The 15,361-nt window shown below is 74.5% G+C and carries 12 protein-coding genes and 1 tRNA gene; 7 read left to right on the forward strand and 6 right to left on the reverse strand.

From position 1 onward, the window contains the following. The first annotated feature begins 68 nt into the window (after window positions 1-68). Window positions 69-356 carry a hypothetical protein gene (locus MNY62_RS12920; RefSeq protein ID WP_242344590.1) on the forward strand — a complete coding sequence of 96 codons (288 nt, stop codon included), beginning with the start codon at window positions 69-71 and terminating at the stop codon, window positions 354-356. 295 nt (window positions 357-651) lie between these two features. Beyond that, the gene (locus MNY62_RS12925; protein WP_242344591.1) at window positions 652-1,740 is read left to right on the forward strand and encodes a Clp protease/crotonase-like domain-containing protein; all 1,089 of its coding nucleotides are present in this window, start codon (window positions 652-654) and stop codon (window positions 1,738-1,740) included. A gap of 9 nt (window positions 1,741-1,749) precedes the next feature. Here the strand turns inward: MNY62_RS12925 and MNY62_RS12930 are convergent, their stop codons facing one another. Further along, window positions 1,750-1,947, reverse strand: coding sequence for a hypothetical protein (locus tag MNY62_RS12930; RefSeq protein WP_242344592.1), 198 nt, complete (start codon window positions 1,945-1,947; stop codon window positions 1,750-1,752). A gap of 482 nt (window positions 1,948-2,429) precedes the next feature. On the opposite strand from MNY62_RS12930, the gene MNY62_RS12935 reads away from it, so the two are divergent. From MNY62_RS12935 to MNY62_RS12950, 4 genes are all read left to right on the forward strand, one after another. Then, window positions 2,430-2,681 (forward strand): hypothetical protein, encoded by a 252-nt coding sequence (locus MNY62_RS12935; RefSeq protein WP_242344593.1) that lies wholly within the window; start codon window positions 2,430-2,432, stop codon window positions 2,679-2,681. After that, a complete protein-coding gene (locus tag MNY62_RS12940) occupies window positions 2,678-2,974 on the forward strand; it encodes a hypothetical protein (RefSeq protein ID WP_242344594.1) in 297 nt (98 codons plus the stop codon). Before MNY62_RS12935 ends, MNY62_RS12940 begins: the two co-directional genes overlap by 4 nt. After that, window positions 2,971-3,282 (forward strand): hypothetical protein, encoded by a 312-nt coding sequence (locus MNY62_RS12945; RefSeq protein ID WP_242344595.1) that lies wholly within the window; start codon window positions 2,971-2,973, stop codon window positions 3,280-3,282. The genes MNY62_RS12940 and MNY62_RS12945 overlap by 4 nt, the downstream gene beginning before the upstream one ends. 62 nt (window positions 3,283-3,344) lie before the next feature. Then, on the forward strand, window positions 3,345-3,539 hold the full coding sequence (locus MNY62_RS12950; protein ID WP_242344596.1) for a hypothetical protein: 195 nt from the start codon (window positions 3,345-3,347) through the stop codon (window positions 3,537-3,539). 86 nt (window positions 3,540-3,625) lie between these two features. Here MNY62_RS12950 and MNY62_RS12955 read toward each other — a convergent pair. The 5 genes from MNY62_RS12955 to MNY62_RS12975 all read right to left on the reverse strand — a co-directional run bounded on the left by MNY62_RS12955 (window position 3,626) and on the right by MNY62_RS12975 (window position 11,939). Beyond that, window positions 3,626-3,699: transfer RNA gene (locus tag MNY62_RS12955), tRNA-Pro, on the reverse strand. Between the two features lie 127 nt (window positions 3,700-3,826). Continuing rightward, window positions 3,827-7,357: an Ig-like domain-containing protein gene (locus MNY62_RS12960; protein WP_242344597.1), complete on the reverse strand. Its 3,531-nt coding sequence runs from the start codon at window positions 7,355-7,357 to the stop codon at window positions 3,827-3,829. Between the two features lie 110 nt (window positions 7,358-7,467). Beyond that, window positions 7,468-8,580: a hypothetical protein gene (locus MNY62_RS12965; protein WP_242344598.1), complete on the reverse strand. Its 1,113-nt coding sequence runs from the start codon at window positions 8,578-8,580 to the stop codon at window positions 7,468-7,470. A gap of 104 nt (window positions 8,581-8,684) precedes the next feature. After that, window positions 8,685-10,004, reverse strand: a complete 1,320-nt coding sequence (locus tag MNY62_RS12970; RefSeq protein ID WP_242344599.1) for an aminopeptidase P N-terminal domain-containing protein — start codon at window positions 10,002-10,004, stop codon at window positions 8,685-8,687. 189 nt (window positions 10,005-10,193) lie between these two features. After that, window positions 10,194-11,939: a M61 family metallopeptidase gene (locus tag MNY62_RS12975; RefSeq protein WP_242344600.1), complete on the reverse strand. Its 1,746-nt coding sequence runs from the start codon at window positions 11,937-11,939 to the stop codon at window positions 10,194-10,196. Between the two features lie 82 nt (window positions 11,940-12,021). Between MNY62_RS12975 and MNY62_RS12980 the strand changes: the two genes are divergently transcribed. Then, window positions 12,022-15,342 carry an ATP-binding protein gene (locus MNY62_RS12980; RefSeq protein WP_242344601.1) on the forward strand — a complete coding sequence of 1,107 codons (3,321 nt, stop codon included), beginning with the start codon at window positions 12,022-12,024 and terminating at the stop codon, window positions 15,340-15,342. The last annotated feature ends 19 nt before the right edge of the window (window positions 15,343-15,361 follow it).

A 15,361-nucleotide genomic window follows, 5' to 3' on the forward strand; every position in this document is an offset into this window, starting at 1 on the left:
CCACGAGGCTGGGCGGGGCCCGCCTTCACGTTTCGCGGAGCGGGTACTCTCGGGCGGGGCGCCGCCACTTGGAGCTCGCCTCGGAGAGGCGAAAGTTTCTCGGACCTGCCCGCGTCCTCGCCCAGAACCCGTTCTCGCGCCCGCAGCCCGGCGAGCCGCGCTTCGCGCTCAGGCCGCGGATCGCCGCCCGAGACAAGTGGAGGCGCATCGAGGGGATCTTCCGCGTGAAGACGTTCCTGCGGGAGTACCGGCAGGCGTGGACCGCGAGGCAGTCGCATGCGGCCAACGTGCTGTTTCCGGCCGGCACTTATCTCCTCCGCCTCATGCACGGCGTGCAGTGCGCCGGCGCCGCGTAGGTCGCTCCGCGCTCCACCATCAAGCCGAAGAAGAACTCGGTCACGCCTGCGTCCGGCGCCGCCATATGCGCGGCGAGGCACCGACGAGCGCCTGGGCGTCTGTTTCGTCCGCCGCGCGCCCACTTCCGCACGCAGGAGTCGTCCTCGTCAGGCTTCGCGAGATGGTTACCATCGCGCCCGAGGCCGACCGACGGGCTTCGCGGCGCGGTTACTCTCGGGCGGGGCACAGTTACTCTCGGGCGGGGCACACGCGATCTACGACGCTCTCCGTCGCTTCTCGGACGAGGGCGGGATCGTGGTCGTCTACATCGCGGGTCGCGCGGACAGCACCGGGACCGTGATCGCATGCGCGGGCGACTACGTGCTCGCGCACCCGGACGCGTGGATCGGGATCCACTCCGGCGTAGCCGAGTGCGCCGAGGAGCGGAACGAGGTCAACCGACGCTTTCTCTCGGTCTACGTCGCGCGCACCGGCATGACGCGGGAGGAGCTCGAGGAGGCACTCGCTCCGCCTCCCGAGGTCGTCACGGGGATCCCCGCGTCCGCGGCGGCCGCGCTCGGATGGGCGGACTTCATGGGCGACGAAGCGGAGGCGCGCAGGTTCGTGGACTCGATCGCGAAGGGCTGGCGGCCCGCGGGGCCTCGCCGCGACATGCTGACGGCCCGCGCCGCGAACGGATGGCCGGCGGCCACGCTCGAGGCGACGGGGCTCACCAACGCGCCCGGCGCCGCGTACCAGGGCACGTGGTGTCGCGTCGTGCAGGCGACGGACACGAACTGGACCACGCTCGCGTTGACGCCCAGGATCCCGATAGCTGAGGGCGAAACCGTCTACGCCGAGGCGATGATCGCGCCGGAGGCGACCGCCGTGAACAACGGCAGCACCCTTAAGTGCGGCGTGCTCGTCGTGTCGTGGCTCGACAGCACCGGCGTCGAGATCGGGTCGGCCTCTGCCGCGCCATCGACCGCGGGGACATACGGGAAGGTCGCGTTTTCCGCGACGGCTCCCGCGGGCGTGAGCACGATGCGGCTTCGCGCCGACGTGCAGGGGCAGGCGAAGAAGGCGTACCTCGACAACCTCGTGCTGCGGAAGGAGCCGCGCGGCGGGCAGGTTCGCGGATACATCGCCATCGACGGCTCGATCCTCAAGGATTACGGGTTCGGCTTCACCTGCTCCAAGATCGGAACCGGGACGTACGAGATCACCCACCCATCCATCAACGCCGCGAACACGATCGCCACGGTGAGCGGCGAGGGTTACGTCGCGGGGACCTTCGGGATGTGGCACGTGTTCTCGAGCCCCACGCGCCTGCGGTTCACGTTCTGGGACCACACGGGGACGATGACCGACGCTCGGTTCGCGTTTAGCTTCTGGTCGGCCTAGCGCCGCGACTCAGAAGTGCGTGGGCGTCGTGTAGACCGGCTGGTGCGAGCGGTCCGTTCGCTCGTTCAGTGGGATCGGCTCGGGGCAGGCATTCTCGTAGGTCGATGAGCCATCGGGCGCCACGCGCTCGACAACGACGCAGCCGTTTTCGTCCGGCCCGCCGCACGCAGCGAGGATCAGCGCAGCAACCGCGAGTGCCTGTCTCATGCTCGCAGTGTAGAGCATCGGGCGGACACTCGCAGCGCGGCGATCCGATATGCGGGGGTGTGAACCCCTCGCAGTGGATCGCGGAGCACCTCGCGGCCGACGACGGGCCGCTCGCCCCCGACGACCTCGTGCGCTGCCCGCGCATGTGCGCGCTCCTGAAGGCCGGGACGTGCGCGGCGAGACGAGCCGCACGCACGCCGTCCGGGGCCGGGCGCGGTTTCAGGGTGTTCGGCGCGTCGTGCGCGACGTGTGAAACGGGCCGAGAGTACGCCGCGCGGCTTCCCAAGTCCTTCCGGCCTCGCGGGTTCCGCACGTTCGATCCCGCCGGTGAGCAGCGACAGCGGGCCGCCCGCCAGCGTCTCTGGCGAATCGGCGCTCTCGACCGCGTGCCGACGTGCGACGACGGGCCCGACGACCCGGCTTGACTTTTCACTAGCGACAAGTCTACCGTCTCTCCCGCAGCACCAACCCAGGAGGACGGAATGAGTGCCACCAAGAAGCGCATCACGAAGGCCGAGCTCCGCGGCGACGGGCTTCGCATCGCCCGCGAGTACCGGCGGGCCGCCGATCGCGTCGAGGCAGCGGCGCGGAGCGCCGACCCGCTGAGCGCGCTCGACGCCATGGGCGTGGGATCCGTGCGGCGCCCGGCGCTGCGGCTCATCGAGGTGAAGAACCGCCGCGACAGGCGGAGGAAGATCGGCCGGTACGCGCCGAGGAAGGCGGTGCGCTCGTGACCGCCAGGACGAAGCCGGGCTTCCCCGTGTTCGGACAGACGACCCGAAAGCTCGCCGACGACGATCGCGACCCAGGACCCGTCGCGCGAGCCGCGATCCGCGAGGCGGTCAGGCCGGTCGTGGAGGACTTGCGCCACCGGATGAACCTCGTGGCGCTCGGGCTCACGGGCCCGGATCCCGAGTACGCGCTGTGGGAGTTCGTCGAGGCGCTGCGCGCCGTTCCCGCAGCGTTGCAGTCCCTCGAGCGGGAGCTCTCGAAGCCGATCGGCAGCACGTCTCGGAGGGCCGCATGAGCGCGCCCGCGAAGAAGCGCCAGCCGTTCGCCCACGCCGCGGACCTGCCCGCCGCCTACGCCGAGTTCTCGGCCGCCCTGGCGGGCATCGTGAAGCTGCGGGAGAACGGGCCCGCCCCCGTCATCGCCAAGGACGTCCGCAACGTGCCCAACCTCTCGGCGCACGCCCTCTGGAGGACCGCGGACGCGCAGATCGCGGCCTGGGAGCGCGTCGGGGCCGCTGCCCGGCGGGTCCACGTCGCGATGTACGGGAAGGGCGCTGCGGCGCGCTGGGACGGCTTCCGGCGCACACGGCGGAGCGCCTTGTGATCCGTCCCTCGTCGCTCCCGCGCCTGCGCATCCGCCTCCCGGGCGTGCTAGATCGCCCGGCCATGCCGAAGGCACGCATGGGACGCCCGCCGACGGGGCACGTCGTTACGACCGTCAGCCTCGAGCCGGCGCAACTTCAGGCGCTCAAGGCCCAGGCGAAGAAGCGCGCCGCAGCCGAGGGCCGGACCCGTCCCGACGTCTCCGCCCTCATCCGCGAGGCGGTCGAGGCGTGGCTCGCGGCGAGCCGTCGGAAGTAGTCCCCTGCGAAGTCCCCTGGGCCGGGCTGTCCCCTGTGACCTCAAAAACAAAGCCCCCGAATCCGTGAGGATTCGAGGGCTTAGAGTCGGGGAGACAGGATTTGAACCTGCGACCCCTTGGTCCCGAACCAAGTGCTCTACCAGGCTGAGCCACTCCCCGATGAAGCGCTTCGTCGGACGGATTCCGGGTCCCGGGAAGACCTCGAACCGACGTAAGGCGGCGTAGATACTGGAGTGCCGAGAGGGTGTCAAGGGGGAAGCGCAGGCCGGCTCGGCCCGCCGCTTCGCTAGAACACCGTCACCTCCGCGGACTCCGATCTGCCGTCGAGCTGGGCCTCGATCCGCACGGTTCCGGCGCGCTTCGCCAGGAACTTCCCGGGCGCCGCGGGGTCGAACTCGACCACCGTCGGATCGGCGCTCCACCACGTCGCCTTGCTCGACACGTCGACCGTGGCGCCGTCCGCGAAGCGGGCGGTCGCGCGGAACCGGTAGCTCGTTCCCGCGGGGACCGTGGGCGCGACGCCTTCGAGCTCGAGGCGGTCGATGGGGGTGTTCGACACCGTCACGGACCAGGGCCACACCTGCAGCCCGGACGCCGCGGTGATGATGGCCGTCCCCGGAGCGACTCCCTCGACGACCGCGGGCCCGACCACCTTCGCCACCGCCGGGTTCGACGAGCTCCACGTCAGCGCCTTCTCGAAGTCGGAGAAGGTCGGGTTCTCGTAGGCGTTGAGGTACAGGCGCTCGTACGGGTGGAGGCCGCGCGGCCCGATGTCCTGCGCGTACAGCCCGAACTCGCCCACGGGGTGCGTGACGTTCACGACCGTGGTCGCGGTCTTCCCGCCCCACGTCGCGGTGACCACCGCGCTCCCCATCTTCAGGCCCGTGAACGAGCCGTACTGGCCCGAGAACGAGGCCTCGACGACGTCGGCGGGGGAGACGGTCACCAGTGGCCCGGTCACGGCCCCCGCGCCGCTTCCCACGAGCGTCGCGCTGAGCTCCGCCGACACCCGGCCGCCGACGGGCAGCTCGTACGACGGGTAGCTGAATCGGAGGCCCACGACCTGCGGCTCCGCCGCCGCTGCGACCACCGGGACGGCGTCCGTTCCGATGAGCCCGTTCCAGGTCGCGTCGAGGGTCGCCATCCCCTCGGCGATCGCCTGCAGCTCCGGCATGGTGCCCGGCGTCCACGTGAGCGTCGCAACGCCCGGGCTCGAGGACGCAAACGTCGCGAGCTTGGTCACGTCCACGTAGTCGCCGCTGTCGAGCTGCACGTAGGCGCGCGGCGTCGTCTTCGCGCCCACCGTGAGCTGGTACGGGAGCGACAGGTAGAGGGTCTTCGGCGCCGCGGGCACGACCGTGCCCTGCGTCACGACGGTCACGTCGTCGAGGCGCGCGCGCAGCTCCACCGTGCCGACCTTCCTCGCGACCACCGTCGCGCCGCGCACCTCGAGGATCGACGGATCGCTCGACTCGAACGCGGCGAACGCCGTCGCCGAATAGGTCGCGGTGGCGGTCGGGACCGACAGGGTGAGCGCCGCCTTGCCGCCGAGCGGCACGGTGACGGGCGAGAGCGCGAGCTCCGCGGTGGGGGTCACCGTCGTGAGCGACACCGACGCCTGCATCGGCGCGCCGGCCGGGCTCGTCGTCGAGACGCGGATGGACACGGTACCAGGGGCGAGCGCGCGCACCCTGCCCGGGCGCGCGGGATCGTCGAACGCGGCGATCGACGCGGCGCTCGTGGTCCAGGTGACCTCCCGATCCACGGGGACGTCCACGTCCTGGCCGCCCACCGAGTACACGTACACGGCCCGATACTGGGCCGTGTGCCCGACCGGCAGCCGCTCCGAGGTGTACTGGAGCACGGGGCGGATGCCGAGCCCGCCGAAGCCCGGCTCGCGCACGACCGTGGCGGTCGCGGTCCCGAAGACGTCGCCGATCGCGGCGGTGATCTCGCCCGTGCCCGGGCCGGACGACCAGAAGCTGCCGCCGTTGACCGAGCCGATGACGCGGTCGCAGCGCCAGGTGACGAGGGTCGTCGCGTCGGTGGTGCGGCCGTCGGCGAGGTGGGCCGTCGCGCTCAGCTGCCGCGTCACGCCCGAGGCCGCGACGAACGACGCCGGGGAGATGGTGATCGAGGCGAGCGGCCCGAGCACCGTGATCGTCTTCGTCGCCGTCATCCCGCCGAACGCCGCCGTCAGCGTGGCGCTGCCGGGGCCGACCACGGTGGCGGTGCCCTTCGTGCCCGGCGCGTTGGAGATCGCGATCACCGCGGGATCGCTCGAGGACCACTCGGCGTAGCTCGAGACGTCCTCCGTCTCGACGACGTACTTCCCCTGCACGCGCGTCTCCGCCTTCACGTTCCAGCTCACGCCCGCCGGCACCGACGCCGGCGCGTCGAGGGTGAACGACAGCGGCGCGGTCACCTGGAGGCTCGCGGTGACGGAGAGCCCCGCGTAGCGCGCCTCGAGGGTGGTGGTCCCGAGGCCGACCGCGCGGACGACCGTGTCGCCCGACCAGCCCACCTCGACGAGACCGACGGCGGGATCGGCGACGGAGAGCTTCGCCGAGCTCGAGACGTCGTAGCTCGAGCCGTCCGCGTAGCGCAGCCTCACCGTGGGGGGCGGCCAGGTGTAGGCGCCCAGGCCCATGGCGATGGCGGTCGCGTCGAGCGCGAGCCCGGTCGGCGCGTCGCCGGTGGCGGTCACCGCCGCGCGTCCCACCGCGCCGCCGTAGCTGGCGGTCACGGTGGCGACGCCGCCCGCGATCATCGTCGCGACGCCGGCGGCGTCCACCGTCACGGCGGCCGAGTCGGACGACCAGGTCGCGAGCGCGGTCACGTCGGCGGAGGTGCCGTCCGCGTGGAGCGCGGTGGCGCGGAGCGGATACGCGACGCCCACCGGCAGCGGCGAGGGGACGGGCTGGACGAGCAAGAAGATGACGCTATCGGAGGCGACGGTGAGCTCGGCCGACGCGGACTTCCCGCCGAACGAGGCGCCGATCGTGCTCGCGCCGGGCGCGAGCGCACGGATGCGCCCCGCGCTCTCCGCCACGCTGGACACCACGGCCGTCGCGGCCGCGCTCGACGTCCAGTCCGCGAGGAGCGTCACGTCGCGCAGGCCGCCGTCGGAGTAGAGGGCGAACACGCGGGCGTCGAGCGAGTCGCCCGCGGCGAGGGTGAACGCGGGAGGCACGCCGAGGAGGAGCGAGGCGAGCGAGGCCGCTTCCACGGTGACGTGCGCCTGCGCGGAGAGGCCGGCGTAGCTCGCCCGCACGTCGGTGCCGCCGACCTTCACGCCCGACACCACGCCGCGCGCCACGGTGGCGACCAGCGGATCGACGCTCGTCCAGGTGGCGGCCGCGGTCACGTCGATCTCGACGCCGCGATCGGTGGTCCCGAGGCAGCGGAGCGAGACGGACTGGCCCGCGGAGATCGTCGCGCTCGTCGGATCGGCGCGGAGGGACACGAACGTCGGAGTGTCCACGGTGACGAGGGCCGTCCCCTGGATGGCGCCCACCGCCGCGGTGACGGTCGCCGTCCCCGCGGTGACCCCGGTCACGACGCCCGCCGAGACCTGCGCGATGCCGCCGTTGAGCGACGTCCAGCTCGCCTCGGCGGTCACGTCGCGCTTGCTGCCGTCGTCGTAGGCGCCGGTCGCGGTGAGCTTCACCGTCGCGCCCACCACCGTCACCGCCGTCGCGGGCGACACCGCGATGGAGACGAGCGTCGCGGGAGGCTTCGAGCCGCCGCTTCCGCCGCCGCTGCTGCACGCCGCCGCGAGCACGGCCGCGAGGCCGAGCGCCGAGATCCGCCGCATGTTCCCCTCCCCGCGCCGCGCACGGCGCGCGTCCCGGCGTTCACGCTGGGATACGGCGCGCGAGGGTATACAGCGGGTCAACGAGCGGCAAGGTTGCGGCCGCACCTACATCAGAACCGTCCTGCCACCCCCGCCGAGAACCCGCCACCCTCGAGCCGCGCCACCACCGGCATCGCCATGGCCCCGGCGCGCGCGGCGGGCCCCTCGTCGTGTTCCTCGTCCCAGCCGCGCGAGATGTACGTCCCGACCGCGAGCCCGACGGCCATGCCGGCGAGGCCGGCCGCGCCGATGGCAGGGCCGTTCTCGGCGTTCGCGAACGCCGGGACCGACACGCCGGCGAGCGTGCCGAGGAGCCCGCCCGCGTCGATGATGAGCGACCGGCCACGGCTCATCTCCACGCGCCGCGCGACGAGCGCCATCGCGAGGAGTCCGGCGTCGGTGCTGGCGAGGAGCACGCTCTCGGCGGTCTTGTCGCCCGCGTCCTCCAGGATCGCGAGCGTGAGCCCGCCCGTCACGAGCCCCCAGATGCCGCCGCTGTTCGTGAGCGCCACCTCGCCCGACGACGGGCTGCGCTCGCGCGTCAGGAGCGCCGTCGTGCCGAGCGCGGCGAGGCCGGTGCCGAGCGTCGCCCCCACCACCCCCTTCCCGTCCGCGTCGGCGAGCGCGGCGAGGAGCCCGCCGTTGAGCGTTCCCCAGTTCGTCGCCGACTCGATCGCCTGCGCGCGGCCCTCGGGCATCGAGGCGTGGCGGGTGGGCAGGATCGCGAGCGCCAGCCCGCCCGCGCCGCCCGCGATCGCGAGCGCGGAGTACACCCGCCCGTCGTCCGCGCCGGCGAGGAGGCCGCTCGCGACGCCGGTCCAGATGCCGTAGGTGGTGCCGAAGAACGCGAGCTCGCCGCGGCCGCTCCGGTCGAGGCGCGCTCGACGCGCGGGCCGCGGCCGCTCGAGGCCGGGCTCGTGCAGCACGAACTGCCCCCGCGCGCTCAGCGCGCGGCTCACCTCGGCGAGCGTGCGGGCCCGGTCGGCGAGCGGGCCGGCGTCGGGAGCGGCGACCACCGCGTCGAACGCGCGCGCCGCCTCCTCGAGCTTGCCGTCGAGGAGGAGCGCCATGGCGGTGTCGTAGCGGGCGGCGGCGTCCGTTCCTCGGGCTTCGACGGGCTCGGCCCGAGCGGGCGGGCCCGGCTGCGCGGCGGCGAGGAGAACGGCGGCGACGAGCGTCAGCATGCGGCGGCTCCGTCGCTCCCGGTGAACGGCCGTGGGAGCTGCCGGAGCCTACCGCATGGGCGGCGCGGCGCGAATTCGCGTCGCGTGACGGAGCGATCGCGCCCCTACCGCACGCACACCGCCTCGACCTCCGCGACCTCCTTCGGCACCGCGGCGGTCAGGTTCTCGTGACCCTCGGGCGTCACGAGCACGTCGTCCTCGATGCGGATGCCGACGCCGCGCATCTCCTTCGGCGCGCTCTCGTCGTCCGCGGCCACGTAGATGCCGGGCTCCACCGTGAGCACCATCCCCGGCACGAGCGCCCGCGGCTTGCCGTCGACGTAGTAGTCGCCCACGTCGTGCACGTCCATGCCGAGCCAGTGGCTGGTCCGGTGCATGTAGTACTTGCGGAACGACTTGTCGGCGATCCGCTCGTCGGCGCTGCCCTGGAGGAGCCCGAGCGAGATGAAGCCCTCGGTGAGCTTCCGCACCACGAGGTCGTGGATCGCGTCGAGGTTCGCGCCCGGCTTCACCGCCTCGATGCCCTGCTTCTGCACGTCGAGGCAGAGCTCGTAGAGGTCGCGCTGCGCCTTCGTGAACTCGCCCGACACCGGGAAGGTGCGCGTCACGTCCGCCGTGTAGAGCTCGTACTCGCCGCCCGCGTCCACGAGGCAGACGTCGCCGTCCTTCAGGACGTCCGGGCCGGCGCGGTAGTGGAGGATGGTCGAGTTCGCGCCGGCGGCGACGATCGTGCCGTAGCCGGGGCCCGAGCCGCCGCGGCGGCGGAACGCGTACTCGATCTCCGCCTGCACCTGGTGCTCGCGCCGGCCGGGCTGGCCGTCGCGCATCGCCGCCATGTGCGCCTCGGCGGTGATCTCGGCCGCCTTGCGCAGCCGCCTCAGCTCGTCCGGCGCCTTCACGAGCCGCTGCTCGTGGAGCACGCGGCCGGGGTCCACGATCGCGCGCGGCGGGCGCTTGCCGAGGCGCGCGCCGGCCCGCAGCTCCTTCAGGACCCGCGCGAGCCGCGCGTCCCAGAGCGCGTCGTGACCGACGCGGAACCAGAGCGTCTCCGCGCCCTCGAGCAGCCCCGCCAGCTTCGCGTCCATCTCCGCGACCGGGTACGCCTCGTCGGCGCCGTACTGCTCCTTCGCGCCCTCGATCCCGGCGCGGCGGCCGTTCCAGATCTCCTTCTCACGGTCGCGCGGCCGCACGAACAGGACCAGCTTCGCCTCGCCCGCGGGCGACGCCACGAGGACCGCGCAGCCCTCGGGCTCGTCGAGGCCGACCAGGTAGTGGTAGTCGCTGTCCTGGCGGAAGAGGTACTCGGTGTCGGCGTTCCGGAGCTTCTCTTCGGCGGCCGGGAGCAGCATCACGCCGCCCCCCTGGCGCGCCATCTGCGCGGCCGCCGCCCGGCGGCGCTCGGCGAAGGTCGAGTTGGAGTCCATGCCCGCCCATATAGCGCACTCCCGGCGGGAGCGCGGCCGTGCTGCCGTCGCGGGGCAGGCGGGCCTCGCTGGGGGCGCCTGACCCCACCGCGCGGAGGCGTCGAGCTCTCGGCGATGACTCCGGCCCAGAAGCGAAACCACTCTGGGTGGGGACGAGAAATCGATCGTGATTTCCGAAAGATGACGCAGCTACCTCCCCGGCCAGCGCGTCCCCGACCACGCCTCGAACGCCGCCCGCTGGGCGTCGGTCGCCCCCTCCTCGGGCTCGAGCCAGACGGTGTCCTCGGGCCACGGCGCGAGCGGCACCTCCACCTCGACGAGCTCGTCCCGGCGGAAGACGGTGAGCCGGAGCGAGCCGCCTGGCCCCTTCTCGCAGAGCCGGTCCCACAGGGCGGCGCGGTCCACCCGGAACCCGCCCTCCGCCACGAGCTCGTCCTCGGCGTAAAGGCCGGCCCGATGCGCCGGGCTCCCCTCCTGCACCGACGCCACCGCGAGCTTCGGCCCCTGGGCGAGCTCGAGGCCGGCCCAGCCGGGCGCGGGGCGCTCGTCGCCGTTCTTCGCCGGCGCGCCGCCCTTGTCGTCGAACGCCTGCGCCGGCCGGCGCCGGAGCCGCAGGCCCACGAGCTCGAGGTCGAGGTCGAGCGGCTCGGTGCCGCGCACGTGGCGGTCGAAGAAGCGCCGCGCCGCGTCCGCGCCGAGGAGCTCCGCCGCCGCCTTCTCGACGCCGTCCTCCGGCAGGCCGCGCCCCTCGTACCGCGCGTAGAGCGCTCGCAGCAGCGCGTCGAGCGAGGACCCCGCCCGCCGCAGCGCGAGGTCGAGCGCGAGCGCGACGAGCTCGCCCTTCAGGTAGTAAGAGATCGCGCTGTTCCCGCTGTTCTCGTCCGGCCGGTAGTGCTTCACCCACGCGAGGAAGCTCGCCTCCTCGACGCTCATCTTCTTCGCGCCGGGGGTGCGCTCGAGCTGCGTGAGCGCGCGGCCCAGGTTCTTCAGATACTTCTTCGCGTCGAGGATGCCGGCGCGCGCGAGCGCGAGCCCCTCGTAGTAGGACGTCGCGCCCTCGAACCACCAGAGGAGCCGCGTGTACTGCTCGCGCCCGTAGTCGAACGGCACGAGCGCCGCGGGGCGCATCCGCTTCACGTTCCAGAGGTGGAAGAACTCGTGCGAGAAGAGCCCGAGCGTCTCCTCGTACGCGTCGCGCGGGAAGAACTGCATGCGGCCCACGTTGAGCGTCGTCGAGCTCGCGTGCTCGAGGCCGCCGCGCCGCTTCTCGGTGAGGTGGAGGATGAACAGGTAGCGCTCGTAAGGGAGCCCGCCCATGAGCGCCCCCAGCGTCTCGACGAGCCGCCGGGCGTCCTCCGCGAGCCGCGCCTCGTCGACGTTCCCCCGCCCCCAGATGGCGATCTCGTGCGGCTTGCCGAGCGCGGTGAAGGGCACGAGCCGGTGGCGGCCGAGCTCCACCGGCGAGTCGGCGAGCTCGTCGTAGTCACGTGCGGTGAACGTGGTCGGCCCGCCGGGGAGCGCCGTCGCGACCGACCAGCCCACGGGCGGCGCGATCTCGAGGACGTGGGGCTCCTGCTCCCGCCCCGGCGCGTACAGGAACACCGCCGCGCCGTTCAGGAACCCGTGCGTGCCGTCGAGGTGGCAGGTCCGCACCGTGAGCTCGTTCGCGTAGACCCGGTAGCGCAACACCACGCGCTCCGCCCCGCCCGCGGCCACGCGAAAGCGCTGCTTGTCGAGTCGCTCGATCGCGAGACGGCGGCCCTGGCCGTCGTCGGCCTCCACGCCCTCGAGGTGGCGCGCGAACTCGCGCACCAGGTAGCTGCCGGGCGTCCAGACCGGGAGCGCGAGCTCCGGCGCGGGGCCGGGCCGCTCTAGGATCGCCTCGACGTGGAAGAGATGGGTGTGCGGTTCGGGGAGCGAGAGCCGGTAGCGCATGCGGTCACAATCTAGCCCGGGATCAACCGCGTGCCCGGGAGTTCTGTTAGCCTCTCGGCCCCAGGGGGTTCTCGCAGTGTCGATGCTGAAGCTCCACCTCCTCGGGCGGTTCGAGGTGGTCCGCGCGGACGCGCCCATCCCCGCCCAGGCGTGGCGGCGGCGGCGCCCGGCCGATCTGCTGAAGCTCGTCGCGCTCGCGCCGGGCCGCGTCCTCGGTCGCGACGCGGCCATCGAGGCGCTCTGGCCCGACAAGGACCCGGCGAGCGGCGCGAACAACCTGCACCGCGCCCTCTACGACCTCCGCCAGATCCTCGGGGGCCGCTGGGTGGACATCGAGCGCGGCCAGCTCGCGCTCCGGCCGGACGTCTGGGTGGACGTGGACGCGTTCGAGGAGGCGGCGGCCGCGGGCGGTCCGGAGCGCTGGTCGCAGGCGGTCGCGCTCTACCGCGGCGAGCTCTCGCCGGAGGATCGCGACTCCCCCTGGCTTCAGGGCCGGCGCGCGGAGCTCCGGAGCCGCTTCGTCGACGTGGCGCTGCCGCTGGCGCGCGACGCCGCCGGGCGCGGAGACGCCGGCACCGCCGTCCCCCTCCTCCGCCGCGTGCTCGAGGTGGACCCGGCCGCGGAGGAGGCGCACCGGCTCGTCATGCGCCTCCTCGCCGAGACCGGCCGGCGCGCAGAGGCGCTCCGCCAGTTCGACGCGTGCGAGAGCGCGCTCCGCACCGCCGGACGGGCCGGCGCGTCGGACGACACGCGCGCGCTCTGGACCGCCATCCAGCGCGGCGAGGTCGGGCCCTCCCAGGCGCGGCCGGCGCTCGACGGCGCGCGGCGCGCCGCGCGGCGGCTGCTCGGCACGGTCGATCCGCCCCCGGTGCGCGGGCGCGGGCCGGTGGTGCTGCTCCTCGAGTCCCTGCTGGAGCAGGGCTCGGGGACGCTCGTGCTCCTCGGCGAGCGCGGCGTCGGCAAGACGCGGCTCGCGGTGGAGGGCGCGCGGCTCGCCCAGGCGCGCGGCGCGGTGGTGCTGTGCGGGATCGCCACCGGCGGCGGCGCGCCGTACGGCGTGCTCGCGGACGCGTTCGCCGAGGAGGCGCGCGCGAACCCCGCCTTCGCGAGCCCGCTCGCCGGCGCGGCGCCCGGCTCGGGGGTGGCCGGCGAGGACGTGCGGCTCGGCATCTTCGACGCGGTGGAGCGGGCGCTGCGGGAGGTCGCGGAGGGGCGCCCGATCTACCTCCTCCTCGACGACGTCCACGCGGCCGACGAGTCCTCGCTGAACGGCGTCCACCTCCTCGCCCGCGACGCGCGCGCCCTGAAGCTCATGATCGTCGCCACCTGCAACGAGGCAGCGATCCACGCGGGGACCCCCATCCAGATGGCGCTCGCGCACCTCGACTGCGCGCGCCTCGCGCGCGGCGTCCGCATCCCGCGCCTCGGGCTCGCCGCGACCCGCGAGCAGGTGGCGGACCTCCTCGGCGAGCCGCCGCCCGAGGCCACCGTCGCCCAGCTCTACCGGATCACCGACGGCTCGCCGCTCCTCACCGAGGAGGTCGTGCGGGCGCAGCGCGAGTCGGGGGGACCGTCGCTCCCCACCGATCCCTCCGCGGCGATCCGCACCCGCGTCGAGCGGCTCGGCGCGCGGGCGGAGGCGCTGCTCGCCGCCGCAGCGGTGGCCGGGGCGCGCTTCGACTTCGAGCTCGTCCGGCCGGTGTCCGGCCTCACGGCGCACGAGGCGCTCACCGCGCTCGACGGGTGCCTCGAGGCGCGGCTCCTCGACGAGGACGGCGCGGGGTACCGCTTCCACCACGCGCTCGTGCGGGACGCCGTCTACGACGGCCTCTCCCCCGCCCGCCGCGCCGCGCTCCACGGCGCGCTCGCGGACGCGCTCGAGGCCGCGCTCCCCGCGGGGGCCGAGCCGCCCTCCGAGGCGCTCGCCTGGCACCGCCGCCGCGCCGGCGATCCCGATCGCGCCCTCGTCCACCTCGTCGCCGCCGGCCACCGCGCCGCCGCGCGAGCCGGGCTCCGCGAGGCGCTCGCCTTCTATACCGAGGCGCTCGACCTGCTCGACCGCTCCGGCGCGGACGGGCCGCAGGAGCTCGAGCTCCTCGACGCCGTCGGCCGCGTCCAGCTCGGCCTCGGCGAGCTCGCCGGCGCGGCCCGCTCCTTCTCCGACGCAGCCCACCTCGAGGACGGCGGCGGCTTCCGTCCCACCCCCGAGCAGCGCGCCCGCGCCCACCGCCTCGCCGCGATCGCGCTCGCCTCCGCGGGCCAGCTCCGCGCGGCGAACGCCGAGCTCGAGGACGGCCTCCACGCGGTCGAGTCGCAGGGCGAGGAGGCGGCGGCGCTCCTGCACGTGCGCGCGCAGCTCCTCTGGCACGAGCGCCGGCCCGCCGAGGCGCTCGCCGCCGCCCAGGCCTGCCTCGAGCGCGCGCGAGAGGCCGGCGACGCCGACCTCGCCGGCCGGGGCGCCGCCCGCGCCCCCCACTCCCGCGCGACGCTCGGCGACCCGCTGCGCCCGCCCGACGACGCGACCGGCGCCCGCGAGCGCTCCCGCCAGGACCTCGCCCCGGAGCACCCCGTCCCGCTCCACCTCGTCCTGTGGGACCGCGATCTGCTCTGCGACGCGTCGGCCGGCGAGGTCGGCCACGCCGCGGCGCTCCTCGCGCAGCGCGCGCGCCAGCGGGAGGCGGCCGGCTCCGTCGCGGCCGGGCGCCACGGCGAGGGCGTCGCCGCGCTCGCGGCGGGCGACCTCGATCTCGCCGAGGCGGCCCTGCGCGACGCGCTCGAGCGCCACCGGGCGGGCGGCTCCGCCATCGGCGAGGCGCTCGCGCTCGAGCGGCTCGCCTGCCTCCTCACGCTGCGTGGCCGGCTCGACGACGCGCTCGCGCTCGTGGACCTCGGCATCGTGGTCGCCGAGCGCGCGGGGCTCCGCCGCCACGCGCTCACCCGGCTCCACGCGACGGAGGCCCGCAACCGGCTCGCCGCGGGCGCGCTGTACGCGGCCGAGGACGCCGTCCGCGAGGCGAGCGAGACCGCGGCGCGCCACGGCGACTGCGCCGCGTGCGACGCGGTGTTCCGGCCCGAGGCGGTGCGCGTCGCGCTCGCGCGCGGCCGGGTCGGGGAGGCCGAGGCGGAGGCCGAGGCGCTCGAGGAGATCGCGCGCCAGCGCGGAGGCCGCGTGCTCGTCGCGACCGCCCGGCTCACCCGCGCCCGCGTCCTCGCCGCGCACGGGCGCAAGGACGACGCGCTCGCGGCGCTCGCCCACGCGCGCGCCGGGTTCCTCGGCGCCGGCCACCGGCTCGAGGCGAGCCGCACGGTCCGGCTCGAGGCGCGGCTGCGCGGCGCCGGCTGGGCGATGCCCGATGACCTCCGCGCGCTCGACGCGCTCGTCCAGGTCGACGCGGACGCCTGATGGCGCTGTCCGCCCGCCC

It is taken from the genome of Anaeromyxobacter terrae (assembly GCF_022690685.1).
Lineage (GTDB): Bacteria > Myxococcota > Myxococcia > Myxococcales > Anaeromyxobacteraceae > Anaeromyxobacter > Anaeromyxobacter terrae.